The 18850-nt window shown below is 71.5% G+C and carries 14 protein-coding genes and 1 riboswitch; of the genes, 12 read left to right on the plus strand and 2 right to left on the minus strand.

Going from position 1 to position 18850, the window contains the following annotated elements; all coding sequences use genetic code 11:
- Nucleotides 1-474: ABC transporter ATP-binding protein (locus tag GTY56_RS09230; protein ID WP_161364322.1), on the plus strand; the 474-nt coding region annotated here is incomplete at its 5' end.
- On the plus strand, nt 471-3050 hold the full coding sequence (locus GTY56_RS09235) for an ABC transporter permease (RefSeq protein ID WP_161364324.1): 2580 nt from the start codon (nt 471-473) through the stop codon (nt 3048-3050). The genes GTY56_RS09230 and GTY56_RS09235, both read left to right, overlap by 4 nt.
- 178 nt (nt 3051-3228) lie before the next feature.
- Here GTY56_RS09235 and GTY56_RS09240 read toward each other — a convergent pair whose 3' ends face one another.
- A complete protein-coding gene (locus GTY56_RS09240) occupies nt 3229-4671 on the minus strand; it encodes a DUF2079 domain-containing protein (protein ID WP_161364326.1) in 1443 nt (480 codons plus the stop codon).
- 400 nt (nt 4672-5071) lie between these two features.
- Between GTY56_RS09240 and mfd the strand changes: the two genes are divergently transcribed.
- Complete coding sequence (gene mfd, locus GTY56_RS09245) at nt 5072-8605, plus strand: transcription-repair coupling factor (RefSeq protein ID WP_161364328.1); 3534 nt, start codon at nt 5072-5074, stop codon at nt 8603-8605.
- A 298-nt stretch (nt 8606-8903) separates the two neighbouring features.
- Here the strand turns inward: mfd and GTY56_RS09250 are convergent, their stop codons facing one another.
- A complete protein-coding gene (locus tag GTY56_RS09250; RefSeq protein WP_033312056.1) occupies nt 8904-9089 on the minus strand; it encodes an antitoxin in 186 nt (61 codons plus the stop codon).
- A gap of 162 nt (nt 9090-9251) precedes the next feature.
- Between GTY56_RS09250 and GTY56_RS09255 the strand changes: the two genes are divergently transcribed.
- From GTY56_RS09255 to GTY56_RS09295, 9 genes are all read left to right on the plus strand, one after another.
- The gene (locus GTY56_RS09255) at nt 9252-10028 is read left to right on the plus strand and encodes an HNH endonuclease family protein (RefSeq protein WP_346345447.1); all 777 of its coding nucleotides are present in this window, start codon (nt 9252-9254) and stop codon (nt 10026-10028) included.
- A gap of 133 nt (nt 10029-10161) precedes the next feature.
- Nucleotides 10162-10908 (plus strand): GNAT family N-acetyltransferase, encoded by a 747-nt coding sequence (locus GTY56_RS09260; RefSeq protein ID WP_161364425.1) that lies wholly within the window; start codon nt 10162-10164, stop codon nt 10906-10908.
- Nucleotides 10909-11125: 217 nt separating this feature from the next.
- Nucleotides 11126-11773 carry a hypothetical protein gene (locus tag GTY56_RS09265; protein WP_161364330.1) on the plus strand — a complete coding sequence of 216 codons (648 nt, stop codon included), beginning with the start codon at nt 11126-11128 and terminating at the stop codon, nt 11771-11773.
- A gap of 38 nt (nt 11774-11811) precedes the next feature.
- On the plus strand, nt 11812-13308 hold the full coding sequence (locus tag GTY56_RS09270; protein ID WP_202509944.1) for a serine/threonine-protein kinase: 1497 nt from the start codon (nt 11812-11814) through the stop codon (nt 13306-13308).
- Nucleotides 13309-13451: 143 nt separating this feature from the next.
- On the plus strand, nt 13452-14099 hold the full coding sequence (locus GTY56_RS09275; RefSeq protein WP_161364333.1) for a SurA N-terminal domain-containing protein: 648 nt from the start codon (nt 13452-13454) through the stop codon (nt 14097-14099).
- 85 nt (nt 14100-14184) lie between these two features.
- Nucleotides 14185-15204 (plus strand): nucleoside triphosphate pyrophosphohydrolase, encoded by a 1020-nt coding sequence (locus tag GTY56_RS09280; protein WP_161364336.1) that lies wholly within the window; start codon nt 14185-14187, stop codon nt 15202-15204.
- Between the two features lie 52 nt (nt 15205-15256).
- Nucleotides 15257-16555, plus strand: a complete 1299-nt coding sequence (locus tag GTY56_RS09285; RefSeq protein ID WP_161364338.1) for a cytochrome P450 — start codon at nt 15257-15259, stop codon at nt 16553-16555.
- 121 nt (nt 16556-16676) lie between these two features.
- Nucleotides 16677-17630: a LysM peptidoglycan-binding domain-containing protein gene (locus tag GTY56_RS09290; RefSeq protein ID WP_161364340.1), complete on the plus strand. Its 954-nt coding sequence runs from the start codon at nt 16677-16679 to the stop codon at nt 17628-17630.
- A gap of 229 nt (nt 17631-17859) precedes the next feature.
- Nucleotides 17860-18026, plus strand: a riboswitch (cyclic di-AMP (ydaO/yuaA leader).
- Nucleotides 18027-18030: 4 nt separating this feature from the next.
- Nucleotides 18031-18723, plus strand: coding sequence for a transglycosylase family protein (locus tag GTY56_RS09295; protein WP_161364342.1), 693 nt, complete (start codon nt 18031-18033; stop codon nt 18721-18723).
- The last annotated feature ends 127 nt before the right edge of the window (nt 18724-18850 follow it).

An 18850-nucleotide genomic window follows, 5' to 3' on the forward strand; every position in this document is an offset into this window, starting at 1 on the left:
TTCATCTTCCAGGCGTTCAACCTGCTGCCGACACTGAACGCGATCGAGAACATCACCCTGCCCATGGACATCGCGGGCCGCAAGCCCGACAAGGAGTGGCTGACCCGGGTCGTGGAGACCGTCGGGCTCGCCGACCGTCTCAAGCACCGGCCCACCCAGCTCTCCGGCGGCCAGCAGCAGCGCGTCGCCGTGGCGCGGGCCCTCGCCGCCCGGCCCGAGATCATCTTCGGCGACGAGCCGACCGGAAACCTCGACTCCCGCGCCGGCGCCGAGGTCCTGGGCTTCCTGCGCCGGTCCGTCGACGAACTGGGCCAGACCATCGTGATGGTCACCCACGACCCGGTGGCCGCCAGCTACGCGGACCGGGTGCTGTACCTCGCCGACGGCCGCATCGTCGACGAGATGTTCAAGCCGACCGCGGAAGCCGTCCTCGACCGCATGAAGGACTTCGACGCCCGGGGGCGCACGTCATGACCGTCATGAAGACCTCGATGCGCAACTTCCTCGCGCACAAGGGGCGGATGGCGCTCTCCGCGATCGCCGTCCTGCTGTCGGTCGCCTTCGTCTGCGGCACACTCGTCTTCACCGACACCATGTCGACCACGTTCGACAAGCTCTTCGCGGCCACCTCCTCCGACGTGACGGTGAGCGCCAAGGGCGCCTCCGACAGCGGTGAGACGACCGCGGACAACGGCAAGCCCCCGGTCATGCCGGCCTCCGTGCTGGGCGAGGTCCGCAAGGCACAGGGCGTGAAGTCCGCCGAGGGCACGGTGTTCTCCACCTCGGTGACGGTCGTCGACGGCGACAAGGACAACCTGTCGCCCTCCAGCGGCGCCCCGACCGTCGTGGGCAGCTGGAACGGCAACGACGCCCGCACCATGAAGATCACCTCCGGCGCGGCGCCCAAGGGTCCCGAGCAGATCATGGTCGACGCCGACACCGCCGACAAGCACGACCTGAAGCTCGGCGACGAGCTCGGCGTGATCAGCGCCATCGGCACCCACACCGCGAAGATCTCCGGCATCGCCGACTTCACCGTCACCAACCCCGGCGCCGCGATCTTCTACCTCGACACCAGGACCGCCCAGCAGACCCTGGTCGGCGAGAGCGACGTCTACACCAACGTCAACGTCACCGCCTCCGCCGGCGTCAGCGACGCACAGCTGAAGAAGAACGTCACGGCCGAACTCGGCGGCGACTTCCAGGTGAAGACGGCCAAGGAGACCGCCGACGCCAACCAGAAGGACGTCGCGAGCTTCATGAACGTCATGAAGTACGCGATGCTCGGCTTCGCCGGGATCGCCTTCCTCGTCGGCATCTTCCTGATCATCAACACCTTCTCCATGCTGGTCGCCCAGCGCACCCGGGAGATCGGCCTGATGCGGGCCATCGGCTCCTCCCGCAAGCAGGTCAACCGCTCCGTGCTGGCCGAGGCCCTGCTGCTCGGTGTCGTCGGCTCTGTGCTCGGCGTCGGCGCGGGCGTCGGCCTCGCCGTCGGCCTGATGAAGCTCATGGGCCAGATGGGCATGGAACTGTCCACCGACGACCTCACGGTGGCCTGGACGACCCCGGTGGTCGGCCTCGTCCTCGGCGTGATCGTCACCGTGCTGGCCGCCTACCTGCCCGCCCGGCGCGCCGGCAAGATCTCCCCGATGGCCGCCCTGCGCGACGCCGGAGCCCCCGCGGACGCCAAGGCCGGCTGGATCCGCGCCGCGATCGGCACGGTCCTCACCGGCACCGGCGGCTTCGCCCTCTACCTCGCGTCGGAGGCCGACAAGGCCAAGGACGGCTCCCTGTGGCTCGGCCTCGGCATCGTGCTGTCACTGATCGGCTTCGTCGTCATCGGCCCGCTGCTTGCCGGCGCCGTGGTCCGTGTCCTGGGCGCCGTACTGCTCCGCATGTTCGGCCCCGTCGGCCGCATGGCCGAACGCAACGCCCTGCGCAACCCGCGCCGCACCGGCGCGACCGGCGCCGCGCTGATGATCGGCCTCGCCCTGGTGGCGTGCCTGTCCGTGGTCGGCTCCTCCATGGTGGCGTCCGCCTCCGACCAGCTCGACAAGACCGTCGGCACGGACTTCATCATCCAGTCCGACAGCGGCCAGCTGATCACCCCGCAGGCCGTCAAGGCCGCCAAGTCGGCGCCGGACGTCGAGCGGGTCACCGAGTACAAGTGGACCAAGGCCGACTTCACCACCCCGGACGGCAAGACGCTCAAGGACACGGCGATCACGGCCGCCGACCCGTCGTACGCGACCGACCTGCGCACCGAGACCGTCGCCGGCAAGCTCCCCGACGCCTACAAGCCCGACTCGATGTCGGTCCACGAGAAGTTCGCCAAGGACCACGGCATCACCCTCGGGTCCAAGATCAAGGTCGCCTTCAAGGACGGCTCCGCGGCCGACCTGACGGTCCGGGCGATCACCAGCAGCGACGTCGTGATCGACGCGGGGGCGATGTACACCTCCATCGCGACGATGGCCAAGTACGTCCCGGCCGACAAGATGCCGCTGGACTCGCTGGTCTTCGCCAGCGCCAAGGAGGGGCAGCAGGACGCCGCCTACAAGTCCCTGAAGTCGGCGCTGCACGACTACCCGCAGTACATCGTGCGCGACCAGACCGACTACAAGGACGCCCTGAAGGACCAGATCGGCCAGCTGCTCAACATGATCTACGGCCTGCTGGCCCTGGCGATCATCGTCGCCATCCTGGGCGTCGTGAACACCCTGGCCCTGTCGGTGGTGGAACGCACCCGGGAGATCGGCCTGATGCGGGCCATCGGCCTCTCGCGCCGCCAGCTGCGCCGCATGATCCGCATGGAGTCGGTCGTCATCGCCCTCTTCGGTGCCCTGCTGGGCCTCGGACTGGGCATGGGCTGGGGCGCCACGGCACAGCAGCTGCTCGCCCTGGAGGGCCTGGTGGTCCTGGACATCCCCTGGCCGACGATCATCGGCGTCTTCATCGGCTCGGCGTTCGTGGGCCTGTTCGCCGCCCTGATCCCGGCGTTCCGGGCAGGCCGGATGAACGTCCTCAACGCGATCGCCACCGAGTAGCCGGCGCCGCCCGAGACCACCGCACACGGGGGTTGCGGGGGATGGGCCCGCCCCGGAGGTCTCCGCCTCCGGGGCGGGCCCGACGGCTTGCCGGGCGGGGCGCGTGCGCCGCGGGCCGCATCGGCGGGTCGCTCAGGCGCCGGGCCCGCTCCGCGGTGGATGCGGCGCCCCCGACGCGTCAGACCCCGGCCGTCGCCGTACGGCGCTCCAGAACCACGTACCCGGCCGCCTCGCCCGCGACCGCGTACGCGGCGAGGGGGTGCAGGGTCCGGGCGTAGCCCACGGGGTCGCGGTACCTGCCGTCGATGTTCTCCAGGGCGATGTACTCGGGGAGGACGCCCCGGGTGTCGCCGAGCCAGAAGACCCGGCAGCGCGTGGTGAGGCGGCTGATCGGGCCGATGTTGGCCTCGACCGTGGCGTCGTCGGGAATCCGCGCCAGCAGCCGTTCCACGTCGGACACCGCGGCCGGCCTGCGATAGACCTCGGCCTCGGTGAGCTGCGCCAGCGGCAGGGACGTGGTCAGCGCCAGTGCCGCCGCGGCGACGGCGGCCGGCAGGTGAGCGGCGTAGGAACGCAGCCACGCGCGCGTGCAGCGGCGAACGGCCGGGAGCGCGTCGGCGAGGGCGAGGAGGACGACCGGCATCAGCACCGCGCTGTAGTGCCAGTCGGTGCCCCAGTAGTGCTCGTCGCCGGAGAGGAACCGCCAGCCGAGCGTCGGCAGCGCGACCAGCAGCAGTGGGGAGCGCAGGGCGAGCAGGCCCGAGGTCGGGATCAGCAGCCAGGCGAGCGTGCGCAGCTTGCTGCCCGCGCCGTCGAAGGGACTGCCCGCACCGCTGACCTTGCTCCAGTAGTCGTAGCCGCCGTCGGTGTTGAACGCCGGGACGACCACCGTCAGGACGAGCACGGTCGCCGCCACGCCGAACATCGCCACGCCGAGCGCGTACCGGACCGTTCGCGGTGAGAGACCGCGCGCCCGCCAGGCGACGACGAGCGCGATCGCGGTCAGCGTCAGCCCCAGGTCCTCCTTCACCAGCACCAGGGGGAGCGCCCACCCCAGGGCCGCGCGCAGGCGCCCTGCGAGGAGGGCCTCCAGGGAGAAGGCGATCAGCGGGACGGCGAAGCAGATCTCGTGGAAGTCGAAGTCGACGGCGCGCTGGACGCCCCACGACAGCCCGTACGCGAGACCGAGGGCGAGCCCCTGCCGCCGGCCCAGGATCCGGGTGGCGGCCCGCGTCACCGGCACGGCGGACAGCGCGAAGAGCGCGGCCTGCGCGACCAGCAGCGTGACCGGCGAGGGGAAGAGCCGGTACAGGGGCGCGAGCAGGGCGGTCACAGGGCTGAAGTGGTCACCGAGGATGTCGAATCCCGGCCCTTTGAGGTCGGCCACCGGCGCCCGCAGCCACGCGTAGGAGCGCACGACCTGCTCGAAGATGCCCAGGTCCCAGGAGAGGGTGGCCATGTGCCGGTAGCGGCCGACGGAGACGACGGTGTAGGCGGCGAAGAGGGCCGCCGCGAGGACCCAGGGCTCACCTCGCGCGCGGCCTGGGTGCCGGTCGCTCCGGGGAAGGGCGACCGGCGCCGTTATGCGGGGCTGTGAGACCTGGACGGGAGGGGCAGGCATGCCGTGCCTTAGGGGTGCGGTGAACGGCCGGAAGGGCGTCCGACCGATCATGCCCGGGCGACATCAACGGGTGGGGATGATGCTGTGAAGGTTGGGCGGCCGAATCCCCACGCGGGCGGCAGCGTGCCGTGGGGCTGTGGGCCGTGGGGGCGTGGGCTGCGGGGCCGGGCTTCTTTCCGGCCGGTGCGCCCTCCCCGAGCCCCGCCGGACAGGACGGGTGTTCACCCCGGGGAGAACGGGCGTTATCCACAGGCCCGCCGCGCGGGCGCGCATCGTCGTACGCTGGAGACCCCCCGGCCCGCGGCGCGCGTCAGGCCCGTCGTCTTGCCCACCCTCTGCCCTCGACCAGCCCACCCCCGCCCGTCGACTGTTGCCCACCCCCCTGGACGGAAAGCCCCGAATGAGCCTGCACGGTCTGCTCGACGCCGTAGTGAAGGACGCCGCCCTCGCGGAAGCGATCAGGGCGGCCGCAGACGGCAACCGCATGCACGTCGACATGGTCGGCCCCCCTGCGGCCCGGCCCTTCGCCGTCGCCGCACTGGCCCGTGAGACAGGCCGCCCGGTGCTGGCGGTCACGGCGACGGGCCGCGAGGCGGAGGACCTGGCCGCGGCCCTGCGTTCCCTCCTCCCCGCCGAGGGAGTCGTGGAGTACCCGTCCTGGGAGACGCTCCCGCACGAGCGGCTCAGCCCCCGCAGCGACACCGTCGGCCGTCGCCTGGCCGTGCTGCGCCGCCTGGCCCACCCCCGCCCCGACGACCCCGAGACCGGCCCCGTCTCGGTCGTCGTGGCGCCCGTCCGGTCCGTGCTCCAGCCGCAGGTCAAGGGCCTGGGCGACCTGGAGCCGGTCTCCCTGAGGCCGGGCCGGAGCGCCGACCTGGGCGAGATCGTCGAAGCGCTCGCGGCAGCGGCGTACGCGCGCGTGGAGCTCGTCGAGAAGCGCGGCGAGTTCGCCGTGCGCGGCGGCATCCTCGACGTGTTCCCGCCCACCGAGGAGCACCCCCTGCGCGTCGAGTTCTGGGGCGACGACGTCGAGGAGATCCGCTACTTCAAGGTCGCCGACCAGCGCTCCCTCGAAGTCGCCGAACACGGCCTGTGGGCGCCGCCCTGCCGCGAACTGCTGCTCACCGACGACGTTCGCACGCGCGCGGCCGCCCTCGCCGAACAGCACCCCGAACTGGGCGAACTGCTCGGCAAGATCGCCGAAGGCATCGCCGTGGAGGGCATGGAGTCCCTCGCGCCGGTCCTCGTCGACGACATGGAGCTGCTGCTCGACGTGCTGCCCAAGGGCGCCATGGCCGTGGTGTGCGACCCGGAGCGGGTCCGCACGCGCGCGTCGGACCTCGTGGCCACCTCACAGGAGTTCCTTCAGGCCTCCTGGGCGGCCACCGCCGGTGGCGGCGAGGCGCCCATCGACGTCGGCGCGGCCTCCCTGTGGTCCATCGCGGACGTCCGGGACCGGGCCCGCGAGCTGGACATGATGTGGTGGTCGGTGTCCCCGTTCGCCGCCGACGAGGAACTGGACGGGGACACCCTCAAGCTCGGCATGCACGCCCCGGAGACCTACCGCGGCGACACAGCCAAGGCCCTCGCCGACACCAAGGGCTGGCTCGCCGACGGCTGGCGCGCGGTGTTCGTCACCGAGGGCCACGGCCCGGCGGCCCGCACGGTCGAGGTGCTGGGGAGCGAGGGCATCGCCGCCCGCCTGGACGGGGACCTCGCCGAGGTCTCCCCCTCCGTCGTGCACGTGGCGTGCGGCTCGATCGAGCACGGCTTCGTCGACGACACCCTCAGACTCGCCGTCCTCACCGAGACGGACCTGTCGGGCCAGAAAGCGTCCGGCCGCGAGGGCGCCCGCATGCCGGCCCGCCGCCGCAAGACCATCGATCCGCTCACCCTGGAGCCGGGTGACTACATCGTCCACGAGCAGCACGGCGTGGGCCGCTACATCGAGATGGTGCAGCGCACCGTGCAGGGCGCCACCCGCGAGTACCTGGTCGTCGAGTACGCCCCGGCCAAGCGCGGCCAGCCCGGCGACCGCCTCTACATCCCCACCGACCAGTTGGAGCAGATCACCAAGTACGTCGGCGGCGAGGCCCCCACCCTGCACCGTCTCGGCGGTGCCGACTGGACGAAGACGAAGGCCCGCGCCAAGAAGGCCGTCAAGGAGATCGCGGCCGACCTCATCAAGCTGTACAGCGCGCGCATGGCCGCCCCCGGCCACGCCTTCGGGGCGGACACCCCCTGGCAGCGAGAACTGGAGGACGCCTTCCCCTACGCGGAGACGCCCGACCAGCTCACCACCATCGCCGAGGTCAAGGAAGACATGGAGAAGACGGTCCCGATGGACCGCCTGATCTGCGGCGACGTCGGCTACGGCAAGACCGAGATCGCGGTCCGGGCCGCCTTCAAGGCCGTCCAGGACGGCAAGCAGGTGGCCGTCCTGGTGCCCACGACCCTGCTGGTGCAGCAGCACTTCGGGACGTTCAGCGAGCGGTACGCCCAGTTCCCGGTGAACGTGAAGGCCCTCTCGCGCTTCCAGACCGACACCGAGGCCAAGGCCGTCCTGGAGGGGCTGCGCGAGGGCTCGGTCGACATCGTCATCGGCACCCACCGGCTGTTCTCGTCCGAGACGAAGTTCAAGGACCTGGGCCTGGTCATCGTCGACGAGGAGCAGCGCTTCGGCGTCGAGCACAAGGAGCAGCTGAAGAAGCTCCGGGCGAACGTCGACGTGCTGACGATGTCCGCGACCCCGATCCCCAGGACCCTGGAGATGGCGGTCACCGGCATCCGCGAGATGTCGACGATCACCACACCGCCGGAGGAGCGCCACCCGGTGCTCACCTTCGTCGGCCCCTACGAGGAGAAGCAGATCGGCGCCGCGATCCGCCGTGAGCTGCTGCGCGAGGGCCAGGTCTTCTACATCCACAACCGCGTCGAGTCGATCGACCGCGCGGCGGCCCGGCTGCGCGAGATCGTCCCCGAGGCGCGCATCGCCACCGCCCACGGGCAGATGTCGGAGTCCACCCTGGAACAGGTCGTCGTCGACTTCTGGGAGAAGAAGTTCGACGTGCTGGTCTCCACGACGATCGTGGAGTCCGGCATCGACATCTCCAACGCCAACACCCTGATCGTGGAGCGCGGCGACAACTTCGGCCTGTCCCAGCTGCACCAGCTGCGCGGCCGGGTGGGCCGGGGCCGCGAGCGCGGCTACGCCTACTTCCTGTACCCGCCGGAGAAGCCGCTGACCGAGACCGCGCACGAACGGCTCGCGACCATCGCCCAGCACACCGAGATGGGCGCCGGCATGTACGTGGCCATGAAGGACCTGGAGATCCGCGGCGCGGGCAACCTCCTCGGCGGCGAGCAGTCCGGCCACATCGCGGGTGTCGGCTTCGACCTGTACGTGCGGATGGTCGGCGAGGCCGTCGCGGACTACCGGCGCCAGCTGGAGACCGGCGAGATCGAGGAGGAGCAGCCGCTCGAGGTCAAGATCGAGCTGCCCGTCGACGCGCACGTCCCGCACGACTACGCGCCCGGCGAGCGCCTCCGTCTCCAGGCCTACCGCGCCATCGCCTCCGCCAACTCCGAGGAGGACATCAAGGCGGTCCGCGAGGAACTCGTCGACCGCTACGGCAAGCTGCCCGAGCCGGTGGAGAACCTGCTGCTCGTCGCCGGCCTGCGCATGTTCGCGCGCGCGTGCGGCGTCGGCGAGATCGTGTTGCAGGGCAACAACATCCGGTTCGCGCCGGTGGAGTTGCGCGAGTCGCAGGAGCTGCGGGTCAAGCGGCTGTACCCCGGAGTCGTCCTCAAACCGGCGGTGCACCAGGTGCTGGTGCCGCGCCCGAAGACGGCGAAGGTGGGCGGAAAGCCGCTGGTCGGCAGGGAACTGCTGGCGTGGGTGGGGGAGTTCCTGACGTCGGTGCTGGGGTCCTGAGTCCGGGTGCTGGTCCCCGGGGCCCCGGGCCGGAGGTGACGCCCGAGGGACGGCGGTGCCGACGCCCGAACGGATGCCGCGCCGGTCACACGCGCCGGTCACACGCGCCGGACGCCGCACCGGTCGCCCGCGCCGGACGCCCGCGCCGGACGTCACGGCCCGGCCGGCGAGGTCCGATTGGCGAATTCCGGACATGGGAAGCCGCCCGCAGGAGACACGTCCGGGTCTCCGCGGACGGCCCCGGCCCCGGAACCGGCGGCCTGACGGGGGCCTGCCTGGGACCTGACTGTCGGAGGCCTTACTGCTGTTCGGGCCGGTCGCGGTCGCGGTCCATGCCCAGCGAGCCCTCGACGCGCTGCTGGCCGGAGTCGACCTGGTCCTCGTACTTGCCGCCGGTCCTCTCGTTGATCCGCTGTTCCGCGGTGTCAGAGCCTTGCTTGCCCTTGTTCCGCGCCTGGCTCTTGAACTTGTCGAAGATGCCCATGCAAAGCTCCCTCCGGAGGTGACTCAGAACCGACGATACGCGTGAGATGCGAAGTATGCGCATTGAGGCCCGATGTGGTCTGAACCTCTTCCTCGCTACCGTGGGACCCGGCACGGGCCACCCGTGCCGGAGCGGAACAGGCAGACAGAGGAGGGGCGCACGGTGACGCGTCTGAGGGGCGGGGCGGCACTGGCTGTCGCGATGGTGTTCACCGGTTCGGCGCTGGCCGGCTGCGAGGGCCTGGCCCCGCCCGTGGACGGCGGCGGAGCCTCCGCTTCCGGCGCCCCGGCCGCCGGCGACGGGCGGGCCGCGAACCCGCTGGACAACCCGGACGGCACCAAACCGGGGCTGGCGGCGATCACTTCCGGCGCCGACAAGAAGCGGGCGCGTGCCCTCATCGAGAAGGTGGCGACAAAGGGCCGCGGTCCCAGGACGGGCTACGAACGGGACAAGTTCGGCTACGCCTGGATGGATTCGGCCCCGCGCGACGTCCCCTTCTCCCGCAACGGCTGCGACACGCGGAACGACCTCCTGAAGCGGGACGGGGAGAAACTGCGCTTCCGGTCGGGATCGGACTGCGTCGTCACCTCGCTGACGCTGCACGACCCGTACACCGGGGAGGTCATCGAGTGGACCAAGTCCCACGCCATCAAGGTCCAGATAGACCACGTCATGCCGCTGTCGTACGACTGGCAGATGGGCGCCTCGCGCTGGACGGAGGACAAGCGGGAGTCCATCGCCAACGACCCGCTGAACCTCGTCCCGGTGGACGGACCGACCAACGGCTCGAAGGGGGACTCGGGACCGGCCTCCTGGCTGCCCCCGAACAAGCGGATCCGCTGCTCCTACTCCGTGCGCTTCGCCCAGGTGTCTCTGAAGTACGGGCTTCCCGTGACGGCGGCCGACAAGGACATGATGCTGAAGCAGTGCGGCGGGTAGGAACCTGCCCGCCGCCGCAGGGTGGTTGCCGCTCAGCGAGCCGGAGCTCACCGGGCCGCGGACAGCGTGCCCGCCCGGTCAGCCGGTTCCGGGCGGTCGCCCCCGTACCTACCCTGATCAGATGCAGCCGAAGATGCAGCCGAAGATATCGAGTCTCGCCGACCGCCCCGACATGCTGGAGCGGGTCGTCGAGATGGCGGACAGCTGGCCGGAGTTCGTGATCCAGGACCTCGTCGGCGCCGCCCACTTCCCGCGGATCGCCACCGAACTCCCGGAGTACGTCCTGTTCGCCGAGGACAAGCAGGGCGAGGTCGTGGCGAACGCCTACAGCGTGCCGTTCGCCCTCGGCACCGAGAGCCGCGGCGGCCGGCTGCCGGCCAACGGCTGGGACGCGACGCTGGTGTGGGCCTTCTCCGATCTGCGGAGAGGGGTCCGGCCCGACACGGTCAGCGCCGTTTCGGTCTCCATCGCCCCGCAGGCACAGGGGCGCGGCCTGTCCGCGCTGATGCTCTCGGCCATGCGCGACAACGCCCGGGCTCGTGGGTTCCGTGAGGTCGTCGCCCCGGTCCGCCCCAACGCCAAACACCTGGAGCCCCGTACGCCGATGGAGGACTACGCCCACCGCGTCCGCCCCGACGGCCTGCCCCAGGACCCGTGGCTGCGCGTCCACGCCCGCGCCGGAGCCACCATCGACTCGGTGGCACCGGCGTCCATGACGGTGTCCGCCCCGCTCGCCGACTGGCGCCGCTGGACGGGCCTGCCCTTCGACACCGACGGCGACATCGAGGTGCCGGGCGCCCTGGTGCCGGTGCGCTGCGAGACGGAGCGCGGGTACGCGGTGTACGTCGAGCCCAACGTGTGGATGCGGCACCCCCTGTAGAGCGCGCCGGGCGGTACGGCCCCACGTCCGCCCCACGTCCGCCCCACGACAGCCCTACGACAGCCCCACGACGAGCTGTTCACGCGAAGTGATCAGCATGACAACGGTTCGGTACAACCCGTGACCGGTGGTCCGTGTCGGGCTATACGCTCGGATTCCCCACCAGGGTCTGTCACTCGCACGTCCGTCCTCATCGGCCACCGGTCCAGGAGCAGTCATGTACGGCCACGGCGCGGCGCCGCCTCCCCGCAGCGCGGCAACGGTCATCTCCCTGCGCGTACTGTTCGCAGCAGCCGGTTTCCTCACGTGCGGCGTGCTGGCCTGCGTACCGCTGTTCCGGGTGGCCGTCCTGCGCGGCCGGGCCCTGGACTGGACGCTGGCCTGGGTGAGCCTGCCGCTGGCCATCGCCTGCTTCGCCGTGATCGGCGCGCTGCCGGAGGACGACTACCGGACCGACATCGCGCTGGCCATGATCCTGCTCCTCGGAGCGGGCGCCGCCATCTACTTCCTCGTCGTGGACATCGGCCACCACGGCGAGCAGCGCAGGCTCGCCGGCTACGCGTCGCCCCACGCGCAGACCGTCACGCACACCCCGTACGGCTACCCGCACCCCGCGCCGCCGTACTCCCCGGCGTCCACGCCCGTCCCGCAGCCTCCCGCACCTCACACGCCCGCACCTCACACGCCCGCCCCCCAGGACGCCACGCCCCGGACTCCCGGCCCGATCCAGCCGCCCCCCTCCCCCCAGCGCCCGGCCCCGGCCCGTATCGACCAGGTCCGCGCCGAACTCGACGAGCTCAGCGACTACCTGCGCCGGCACGAGAGCGAAGGCCACCGGGACGGCAACCACGAGGACGGAAGGTGACCGCGGCGGCAGGACGAGTCGTCGCCGGCCGCTACGAACTGTCCGCCGTCCTCGGGCAGGGCGGCATGGGCCAGGTCTGGACGGCGTACGACCAGAGGCTCGACCGGCGCGTGGCGGTGAAGCTGCTGCGCCCCGACAAGGTGGCAGGCCAGGACGTGGAGGAACTGCGCCGCCGTTTCGTGCGCGAGTGCCGGGTGACCGCGCAGGTCGACCACCCCGGCCTCGTCACCGTGCACGACGCGGGCAGTGAGGGCGAGGAGCTCTTCCTCGTCATGCAGTACATCGACGGGGCCGACCTCGCCGGCCACCTCGCCGAGCACACCCCGTACCCCTGGCAGTGGGCGGTCGCGGTCGCCGCGCAGTTGTGCGCCGTGCTGAGCGCCGTGCACGCCGTGCCGATCGTCCACCGCGACCTCAAGCCGCGCAACGTGATGATGAAGCAGGACGGCACGGTCGCCGTCCTCGATCTCGGCGTCGCCTCCGTCATGGACGCGGACACCACCCGCCTCACCCACACCGGCACCCCCATCGGCTCGCCCGCGTACATGGCCCCGGAACAGGCCATGGGCGGCGCGGTCGGCCCCTACACCGACCTGTACGCGCTCGGCGTGGTCCTGTACGAACTGCTCAGCGGCGACGTGCCCTTCTCCGGCTCCACGGCCCTCGGCGTCCTGCACCGGCACCTGTACGAGCCCCCGCTGCCCGTACGCCGGATCCGGCCCGAAGTCCCCGAGGCCCTGGAGGCCCTCGTCCTGCGCCTCCTCGCCAAGGACCCGCAGCACCGGCCCGCCTCCGCGCAGGAGGTCTACGAGCACCTGGAACCGCTCCTGCCCGCGCGCGGGACGCCCACCGGAGCGGCCCTGGATCCCACCCGCCCGTTCCTGCGCCCGCACGCCCCCTGGCCGGACCGTGCGCGTACCCCCGCTCCCCAGCCCACTCCGGCGACACCCGTCACCGAGACGCCGGGGCATACGGACATCGTCCGCGCCGTCGACGAGGTCAAACGGCTCCTCGGCGAAGGCCGCGTCACCCAGGCCGTCGACATCCTCGGGGCGATCCTGCCCGTCGCGGCCGAACAGCACGGCGCGCACTCCCCTGTCGTCCGCACCCTGCGCAAGCAGTACGCGGCCACGCTCCTGGACGACGGCCAGTACCGGCGCGCCCTGCCCGAGCTGCGCCGCCTCGCCGACGAACGCGCCGCCGAGGCGGGCCAGGCCGACCCGCAGGCCCTGCGCTACCGCTACGAGGCCGCCCAGTGCCTCGAACAGCTGGGCGAACCGGCCGCGGCGCTCGCCGAGTACCGGGCCGTGCTGCCGTACTACGAGAACCAGTACGTCGCGGCCGGCGGCCCGGAGCTCGCGCACGACGTCCGCCGCCGTATCGGACACCTCCTGCTCGCCCTCGGTGACCGGGGCGCAGCCCACGACACCCTGGCCCGGCTGCTGCACGACGTCGAACGCACCCACGGTCACGGCCATCCGCTCGGGGCGGAGATCCGCAGGACGCTCCAGTGGCTGGGGCAGGTCCGGGGCTGAGGACCGGTCCGGGGGCGGCGCGGCGGTGCCGGAAGTCCCGGTGAATCGTTGGTCGAATGGGTTGGCCAGAGCTTGCCCACTGCCTACCATCGATCACCGCAAGACCTTGTGCACCGCCGCACAATCTCCAACGGGAGGTCTCCTTGCACCGCCGCCGTCGCACCGCGCTCGTCCTCACCGCCGCGATCGCCGCCGCGGCGCCCCTGCTCACCGCCTGCGGAGACGAGGCGCATCCCGGCGCGGCAGCCGTGGTGGGCGGCGAGCGCATCACCGTCTCCCAGCTCGACGAGCGGGTCGGGGAGGTGCGCGCGGCCCAGCGGGCGGCCGTGCCGGACGAGACCCAGTACCAGCAGGTCATCGCCAGAACGGGCACCCTCACGCGCGACACCCTGCAGACCATGGTCCTGGACCGGGTGCTGCACCGCGCCGCCGAGGACGCCGGCGTGACCGTCTCCCGCAAGGAGATCCAGGCGATGCGGTCCGGCCTGGAACAGCAGGCCGGCGGCGCCAAGGCGCTGGAGAGGACCTGGCTCCAGCAGTACGGCATCCCTCCGCAGCGCCTCGACGAGAACCTCCGCCTCCAGCTGGAGGCCCAGAAGCTGGCCGAGAAGCTCGGCACGGACACCGGCCGCCCCGAGTTCTGGAAGGCTCTCTCCGACGCCTCCAAGGACCTGAACATCGACCTGAACCCCCGTTACGGCACCTGGGACGTCCAGAAGAGCAGCCGCGCGGACGCCAAGACGCCGTGGGTGCGGGACGTCACGGCGGCCCAGACCCAGCAGGGCATGTAGAACCCTCCGGGCCCGGCGCCCCTCCGGGCCCTGGCCCCTGTGGATGACTTCGGGCGCTGGCGGCGGCGTGGGATAGCTTCGAACCGTGAACGCCAACAGCCCCGAAGCCACCCCGGGCCCCGAGCGGACGGCTCCCGACGCGGCCGCCGCCCCCGGCCGCATCGTCCTGCTCACCACCAGCCACCGCGTCGCCCCCGGTCTGCTCTCCTGGCCCGCCTGGCAGGCACTGCACGCGGCGGACCGGGTGCTGTGCGCGGACGGCGCCCACCCGCAGCTGCCGTATCTGCGCGAAGCGGGGATCACCGTCGCGGAGGCGTCCCCGACCGCCCGGGAACTGGTCGACTCCTGCGCCGGCGGACACACGGTGGTCGTGGTGGCGACGGGCGAGGGCGAACCGGTCCTGACGGACGGCCTGGCCCGCCTCGCCGGCACCGGCCGTGTCGCCATGCCCGAGCTGGAGCTGCTGCCCGCCTCCTACGACCTCCCCGGCGCCCGGCTCCTCGACCTCGTCCAGGTCATGGACCGCATCCGCGCCGAATGCCCCTGGTCCTCCCGGCAGACGCACGAGGGTCTGGCCAAGTACGGCATCGAGGAGGCGTACGAACTCGTCGAGGCGATCGAGGAGGGCGACCGCGACGAACTGCGCGAGGAGCTCGGCGACGTCCTGCTCCAGGTCGTCTTCCACGCCCGCATCGCCGAGGAGGGCCGCCCGGAGGACGGCGAGGAGCCCTTCTCCATCGACGACGTGGCGGGGGGCATCGTCGCCAAGCTGATCCACCGCCACCCGCACGTCTTCGGTGACGCGACGGCCACGACCCCCGAGGAGGTCAAGGAGCACTGGCTGCGCACCAAGGCGGTCGAGAAGCAGCGCACCTCGGTCACCGAGGGCATACCCCTCGGCCAGCCGGGCCTGGCCCTCGCCGCCAAGCTGGCCTCCCGCACCCGCACGGCGAACCTGGACGTGCCGCTCCCACCCGTCGAGGGCATCGGCTACGACCTCCTGGCCCTGGCGGTCCGCGCCGAGTCGGAGGGCGTCGACCCGGAGGCGGCCCTGCGAGCGGCGGCCCGCGCGTACCGGGACGCGATCAGGGAGGCCGAGGGCTGAGCAAGCCCGGGGACCAGGACGGGGGCTCCCGCCGGCCGGATACGGTCGAGGCGTGACCGACCAGCCCCCGCCCAGCACACCCGAGACCGCTCCCGACCTCTTCACCTGGGAGTTCGCGAGCGACCCCTACCCCGCCTACGCCTGGCTCCGTGAGCACAGCCCCGTCCACAGGACGCGGCTCCCCAGCGGTGTGGAGGCCTGGCTGGTCACGCGGTACGCCGACGCCAAGCAGACCCTCGCCGACAGCCGGCTCTCCAAGAACCCCGCACATCACGTCGAACCGGCGCACGCCAAGGGCAAGACCGGCATCCCGGGAGAGCGCAAGGCCGAGCTGATGACGCATCTGCTCAACATCGACCCGCCGGACCACACCCGGCTGCGCCGGCTGGTGTCCAAGGCGTTCACCCCGCGCCGGGTCGCCGAGTTCGCGCCACGGGTGCAGGAGCTCACCGACACCCTCATCGACGGGTTCGCGCGGAAGGGATCAGCCGACCTGATCCACGAGTTCGCCTTCCCGCTGCCCATCTACGCCATCTGCGAGCTGCTCGGCGTCCCGCGCGAGGACCAGGACGACTTCCGCGACTGGGCGGGCATGATGATCCGCCACCAGGGCGGGCCGCGGGGCGGCGTGGCGCGGTCGGTGAAGAAGATGCGCGGTTACCTCGCCGACCTCATCCACCGCAAGCGCGAGGCGCTGCCCGCCGAGCCCGCCCCCGGAGAGGACCTCATCTCCGGTCTCATCCGCGCCTCCGACCACGGCGAGCACCTCACGGAGAACGAGGCGGCGGCCATGGCCTTCATCCTGCTGTTCGCCGGTTTCGAGACGACCGTGAACCTGATCGGCAACGGCACCTACGCGCTGCTCACCCACCCCGGGCAGCGTGCCCGGCTCCAGGCGTCCCTCGTCGCGGGGGAGACCGGCCTGCTGGAGACCGGCGTCGAGGAACTCCTCCGCTATGACGGCCCCGTGGAGCTCGCCACCTGGCGCTTCGCCACGCAGCCCCTCTCCCTCGGTGGGCAGCGCATCGAGGCGGGCGACCCCGTCCTCGTGGTCCTGGCCGCCGCGGACCGTGACCCGGAGCGGTTCGCCGATCCGGACGTGCTGGACCTCTCCCGCCGCGACAACCAGCACCTCGGGTACGGCCACGGCATCCACTACTGCCTCGGAGCCCCGCTCGCCCGGCTGGAGGGCCAGACCGCGCTCGCCACGCTCCTGACCCGCCTCCCGGACCTGCGGCTCGCGGCGGATCCGGCCGAGCTGAGATGGCGTGGCGGCCTCATCATGCGGGGGCTGCGCACCCTGCCGGTGGAGTTCGCACCCACCGGACGTGACGAAACATCAGACTTGTGATCTTCACGTGATCTACGCGGCATGAACTTGTGACAAGTGATCGACTGCCGATACGTTCACCCATCAACGCGGCGGGGAATCGCACCGCCTCGGTCACTGCTGTCTCGCGAAAGGTCTCCGTATGCTCTCCGGGAACGGTCGGCACCGCCGCCCCCGCCAGGCTCCGGCTCTCCTCGTGGCGGCCGGGGTGACCGGCTCCGCCATCGCGATCCCGCTCCTCGGGGCCTCCGGTGCCAGTGCGGCCGACGGCACGACCTGGGACCGGGTCGCGGACTGCGAGAGCGGTGGCGCCTGGAGCCAGAACAGCGGCAACGGCTACTACGGCGGCCTCCAGTTGTCCCAGGACGACTGGGAGAAGCACGGCGGCCTCGACTACGCCGCGAGCGCCGACCTGGCCAGCCGCTCCCAGCAGATAGCCGTGGCCGAGAGAATCCTCGCCGACCAGGGGGTCGGCGCATGGCGCACCTGTGGACTGCTCTCGGGGCTCCAGCAGGACAAGGGGTCGGAATCACCCGACTCGTCCGCATCATCCGGTGAGGTGGACTCGCCCGGATTGCTCGATTCGCTGGGTTCGTCCCCTTCTGAAAGCCCCTCCTCGTCTCCGTCGCCTGACGCGTCGTCGTCTTCGAAGGACGAAACCGCCAAAACCGATAGATCAGGCGAATCCGACGGCTCGTCGCGGGACGAGCAGCCGGGCGGCTCTCCGTCGGCCACTCCCGAGGGCGGCAAGTCCGGCAACGCGCGGCAGGGCGACGACTCCTCGGCGTCGTCCGAGACCGGCTCCGGCCGCCATCGCGGTCCCAGTGCCGACGAAACCCGTGCGCCCGAGAGCGGCGGTGCGGAGAAGTCCACGGGGCGTCACTCCGCGCCCGCCGACGAGAGTTCCGCCGACGCGTCCGAGGGTGCCTACATCGTCGGCGTCGGCGACAGCCTCTGGTCCATCGCCGACGCCCTTCGTGTCAGCGGCGGATGGCACGCGCTCTACGACAGCAACGAGAAGGCGGTCGGCGACGACCCCGACCTCATCCATCCCGGTCAGGCGCTCGCGGTCGAGGGCGAAGCGGACGAGAAGTAGCTGTTCGGGCAGTGCGGAAACGACGGTCGAAGTCCCCCCTAAACCGGGTGAGTTCACGTCACGTTTTCATACTGAATGTCCCGTATAAGGCCGGTGAGAGATAGATCTCAGAAGCCTTGATCGTCTTTGAAATTCGGTGGGCGGCGTGCCTACGGTCGTGACCGCTCGTCACCGCGAGCCCCGGCTGCCGCAACGCCGAATCCTGCCAGCGGCCGTACGGGAACAGTCGTCGCGTCAAGCGCCGTAGGCAGGAGCGGGGGACCCAAGGTAGGTGCCCGACCGGCCGGTTGTGCCGGAAGGGCTTGGGGTGAAGCCGTGTCCCGGGAGGGGCGCGGCCGGGCAACTCAACCGGCCCGAACCCGACAGCTCACCTCGCAGGCGTCGGTGAGGGGATCTCTCCATGCTGTTTTCCAGCAAGGGCAAGCACCGTCGTCCGTCCAAGGCCACTCGCGTCGTCGCGCTCGCCGGCGTCACCGGTGCCGCCGTCGCCGCCCCGCTGATGGCGGCCGGCAACGCCTCCGCCGCCACCGCCTCCGAGTGGGACGCGGTCGCCCAGTGCGAGTCCGGCGGCAACTGGTCCATCAACACCGGCAACGGCTACTACGGCGGCCTGCAGTTCTCCGCCTCCACCTGGGCCGGCTACGGCGGCACCAAGTACGCCTCCACCGCCGACCAGGCCACCAAGGCCCAGCAGATCGAGATCGCCGAGAAGGTCCTCGCGGGCCAGGGCAAGGGCGCCTGGCCGGTCTGCGGCAAGGGCCTGTCGAGCGCCGGCTACACCGGTGGCGGTTCCGCCGACGACTCCGGCAGCTCCTCGCAGAGCCAGCAGGGCACCGAGACCCGCGAGACCCAGGAGCAGCCGGCCTCCCGCTCCGACGAGCGCCCGGCGGCCAAGAAGACCGTGACCACCCCGACCGGCAAGAAGGTCAAGAAGGGTGACGGCGAGTACAAGGTCGTCAAGGGCGACACCCTGAGCTCGATCGCGGCCGAGGAGAAGGTCAAGGGCGGCTGGGAGAAGCTGTACCAGCTGAACAAGGACATCATCACCGATGCCAACCTCATCTACCCCGGCCAGCAGCTGCACCTGAAGTAAGCAGCGGCCCACCCGGGCCCGCCCAGGGCCCACCAGCTCCCCGCTCCGGCGCGTCATCCCCCGTACGCACCGGAGCGGGGTTTTTTCTGCCGTACTTCGCGAACCGGCTTTGTTCCGTTCGGAAACA

Source organism: Streptomyces sp. SID5643 (genome assembly GCF_009872555.1).
Lineage (GTDB): Bacteria > Actinomycetota > Actinomycetes > Streptomycetales > Streptomycetaceae > Streptomyces > Streptomyces iakyrus.

Excerpts from the sequence above, each read along its gene's own strand:
- GTY56_RS09235 (WP_161364324.1), top strand. The coding sequence starts at position 471 with ATGACCGTCATGAAGACCTCGATGCGCAACTTCCTCGCGCACAAGGGG.
- GTY56_RS09240 (WP_161364326.1), bottom strand. The coding sequence starts at position 4,671 with ATGCCTGCCCCTCCCGTCCAGGTCTCACAGCCCCGCATAACGGCGCCG.
- mfd (WP_161364328.1), top strand. The coding sequence starts at position 5,072 with ATGAGCCTGCACGGTCTGCTCGACGCCGTAGTGAAGGACGCCGCCCTC.
- GTY56_RS09250 (WP_033312056.1), bottom strand. The coding sequence starts at position 9,089 with ATGGGCATCTTCGACAAGTTCAAGAGCCAGGCGCGGAACAAGGGCAAG.
- GTY56_RS09260 (WP_161364425.1), top strand. The coding sequence starts at position 10,162 with ATGCAGCCGAAGATATCGAGTCTCGCCGACCGCCCCGACATGCTGGAG.
- GTY56_RS09265 (WP_161364330.1), top strand. The coding sequence starts at position 11,126 with ATGTACGGCCACGGCGCGGCGCCGCCTCCCCGCAGCGCGGCAACGGTC.
- GTY56_RS09290 (WP_161364340.1), top strand. The coding sequence starts at position 16,677 with ATGCTCTCCGGGAACGGTCGGCACCGCCGCCCCCGCCAGGCTCCGGCT.
- GTY56_RS09295 (WP_161364342.1), top strand. The coding sequence starts at position 18,031 with ATGCTGTTTTCCAGCAAGGGCAAGCACCGTCGTCCGTCCAAGGCCACT.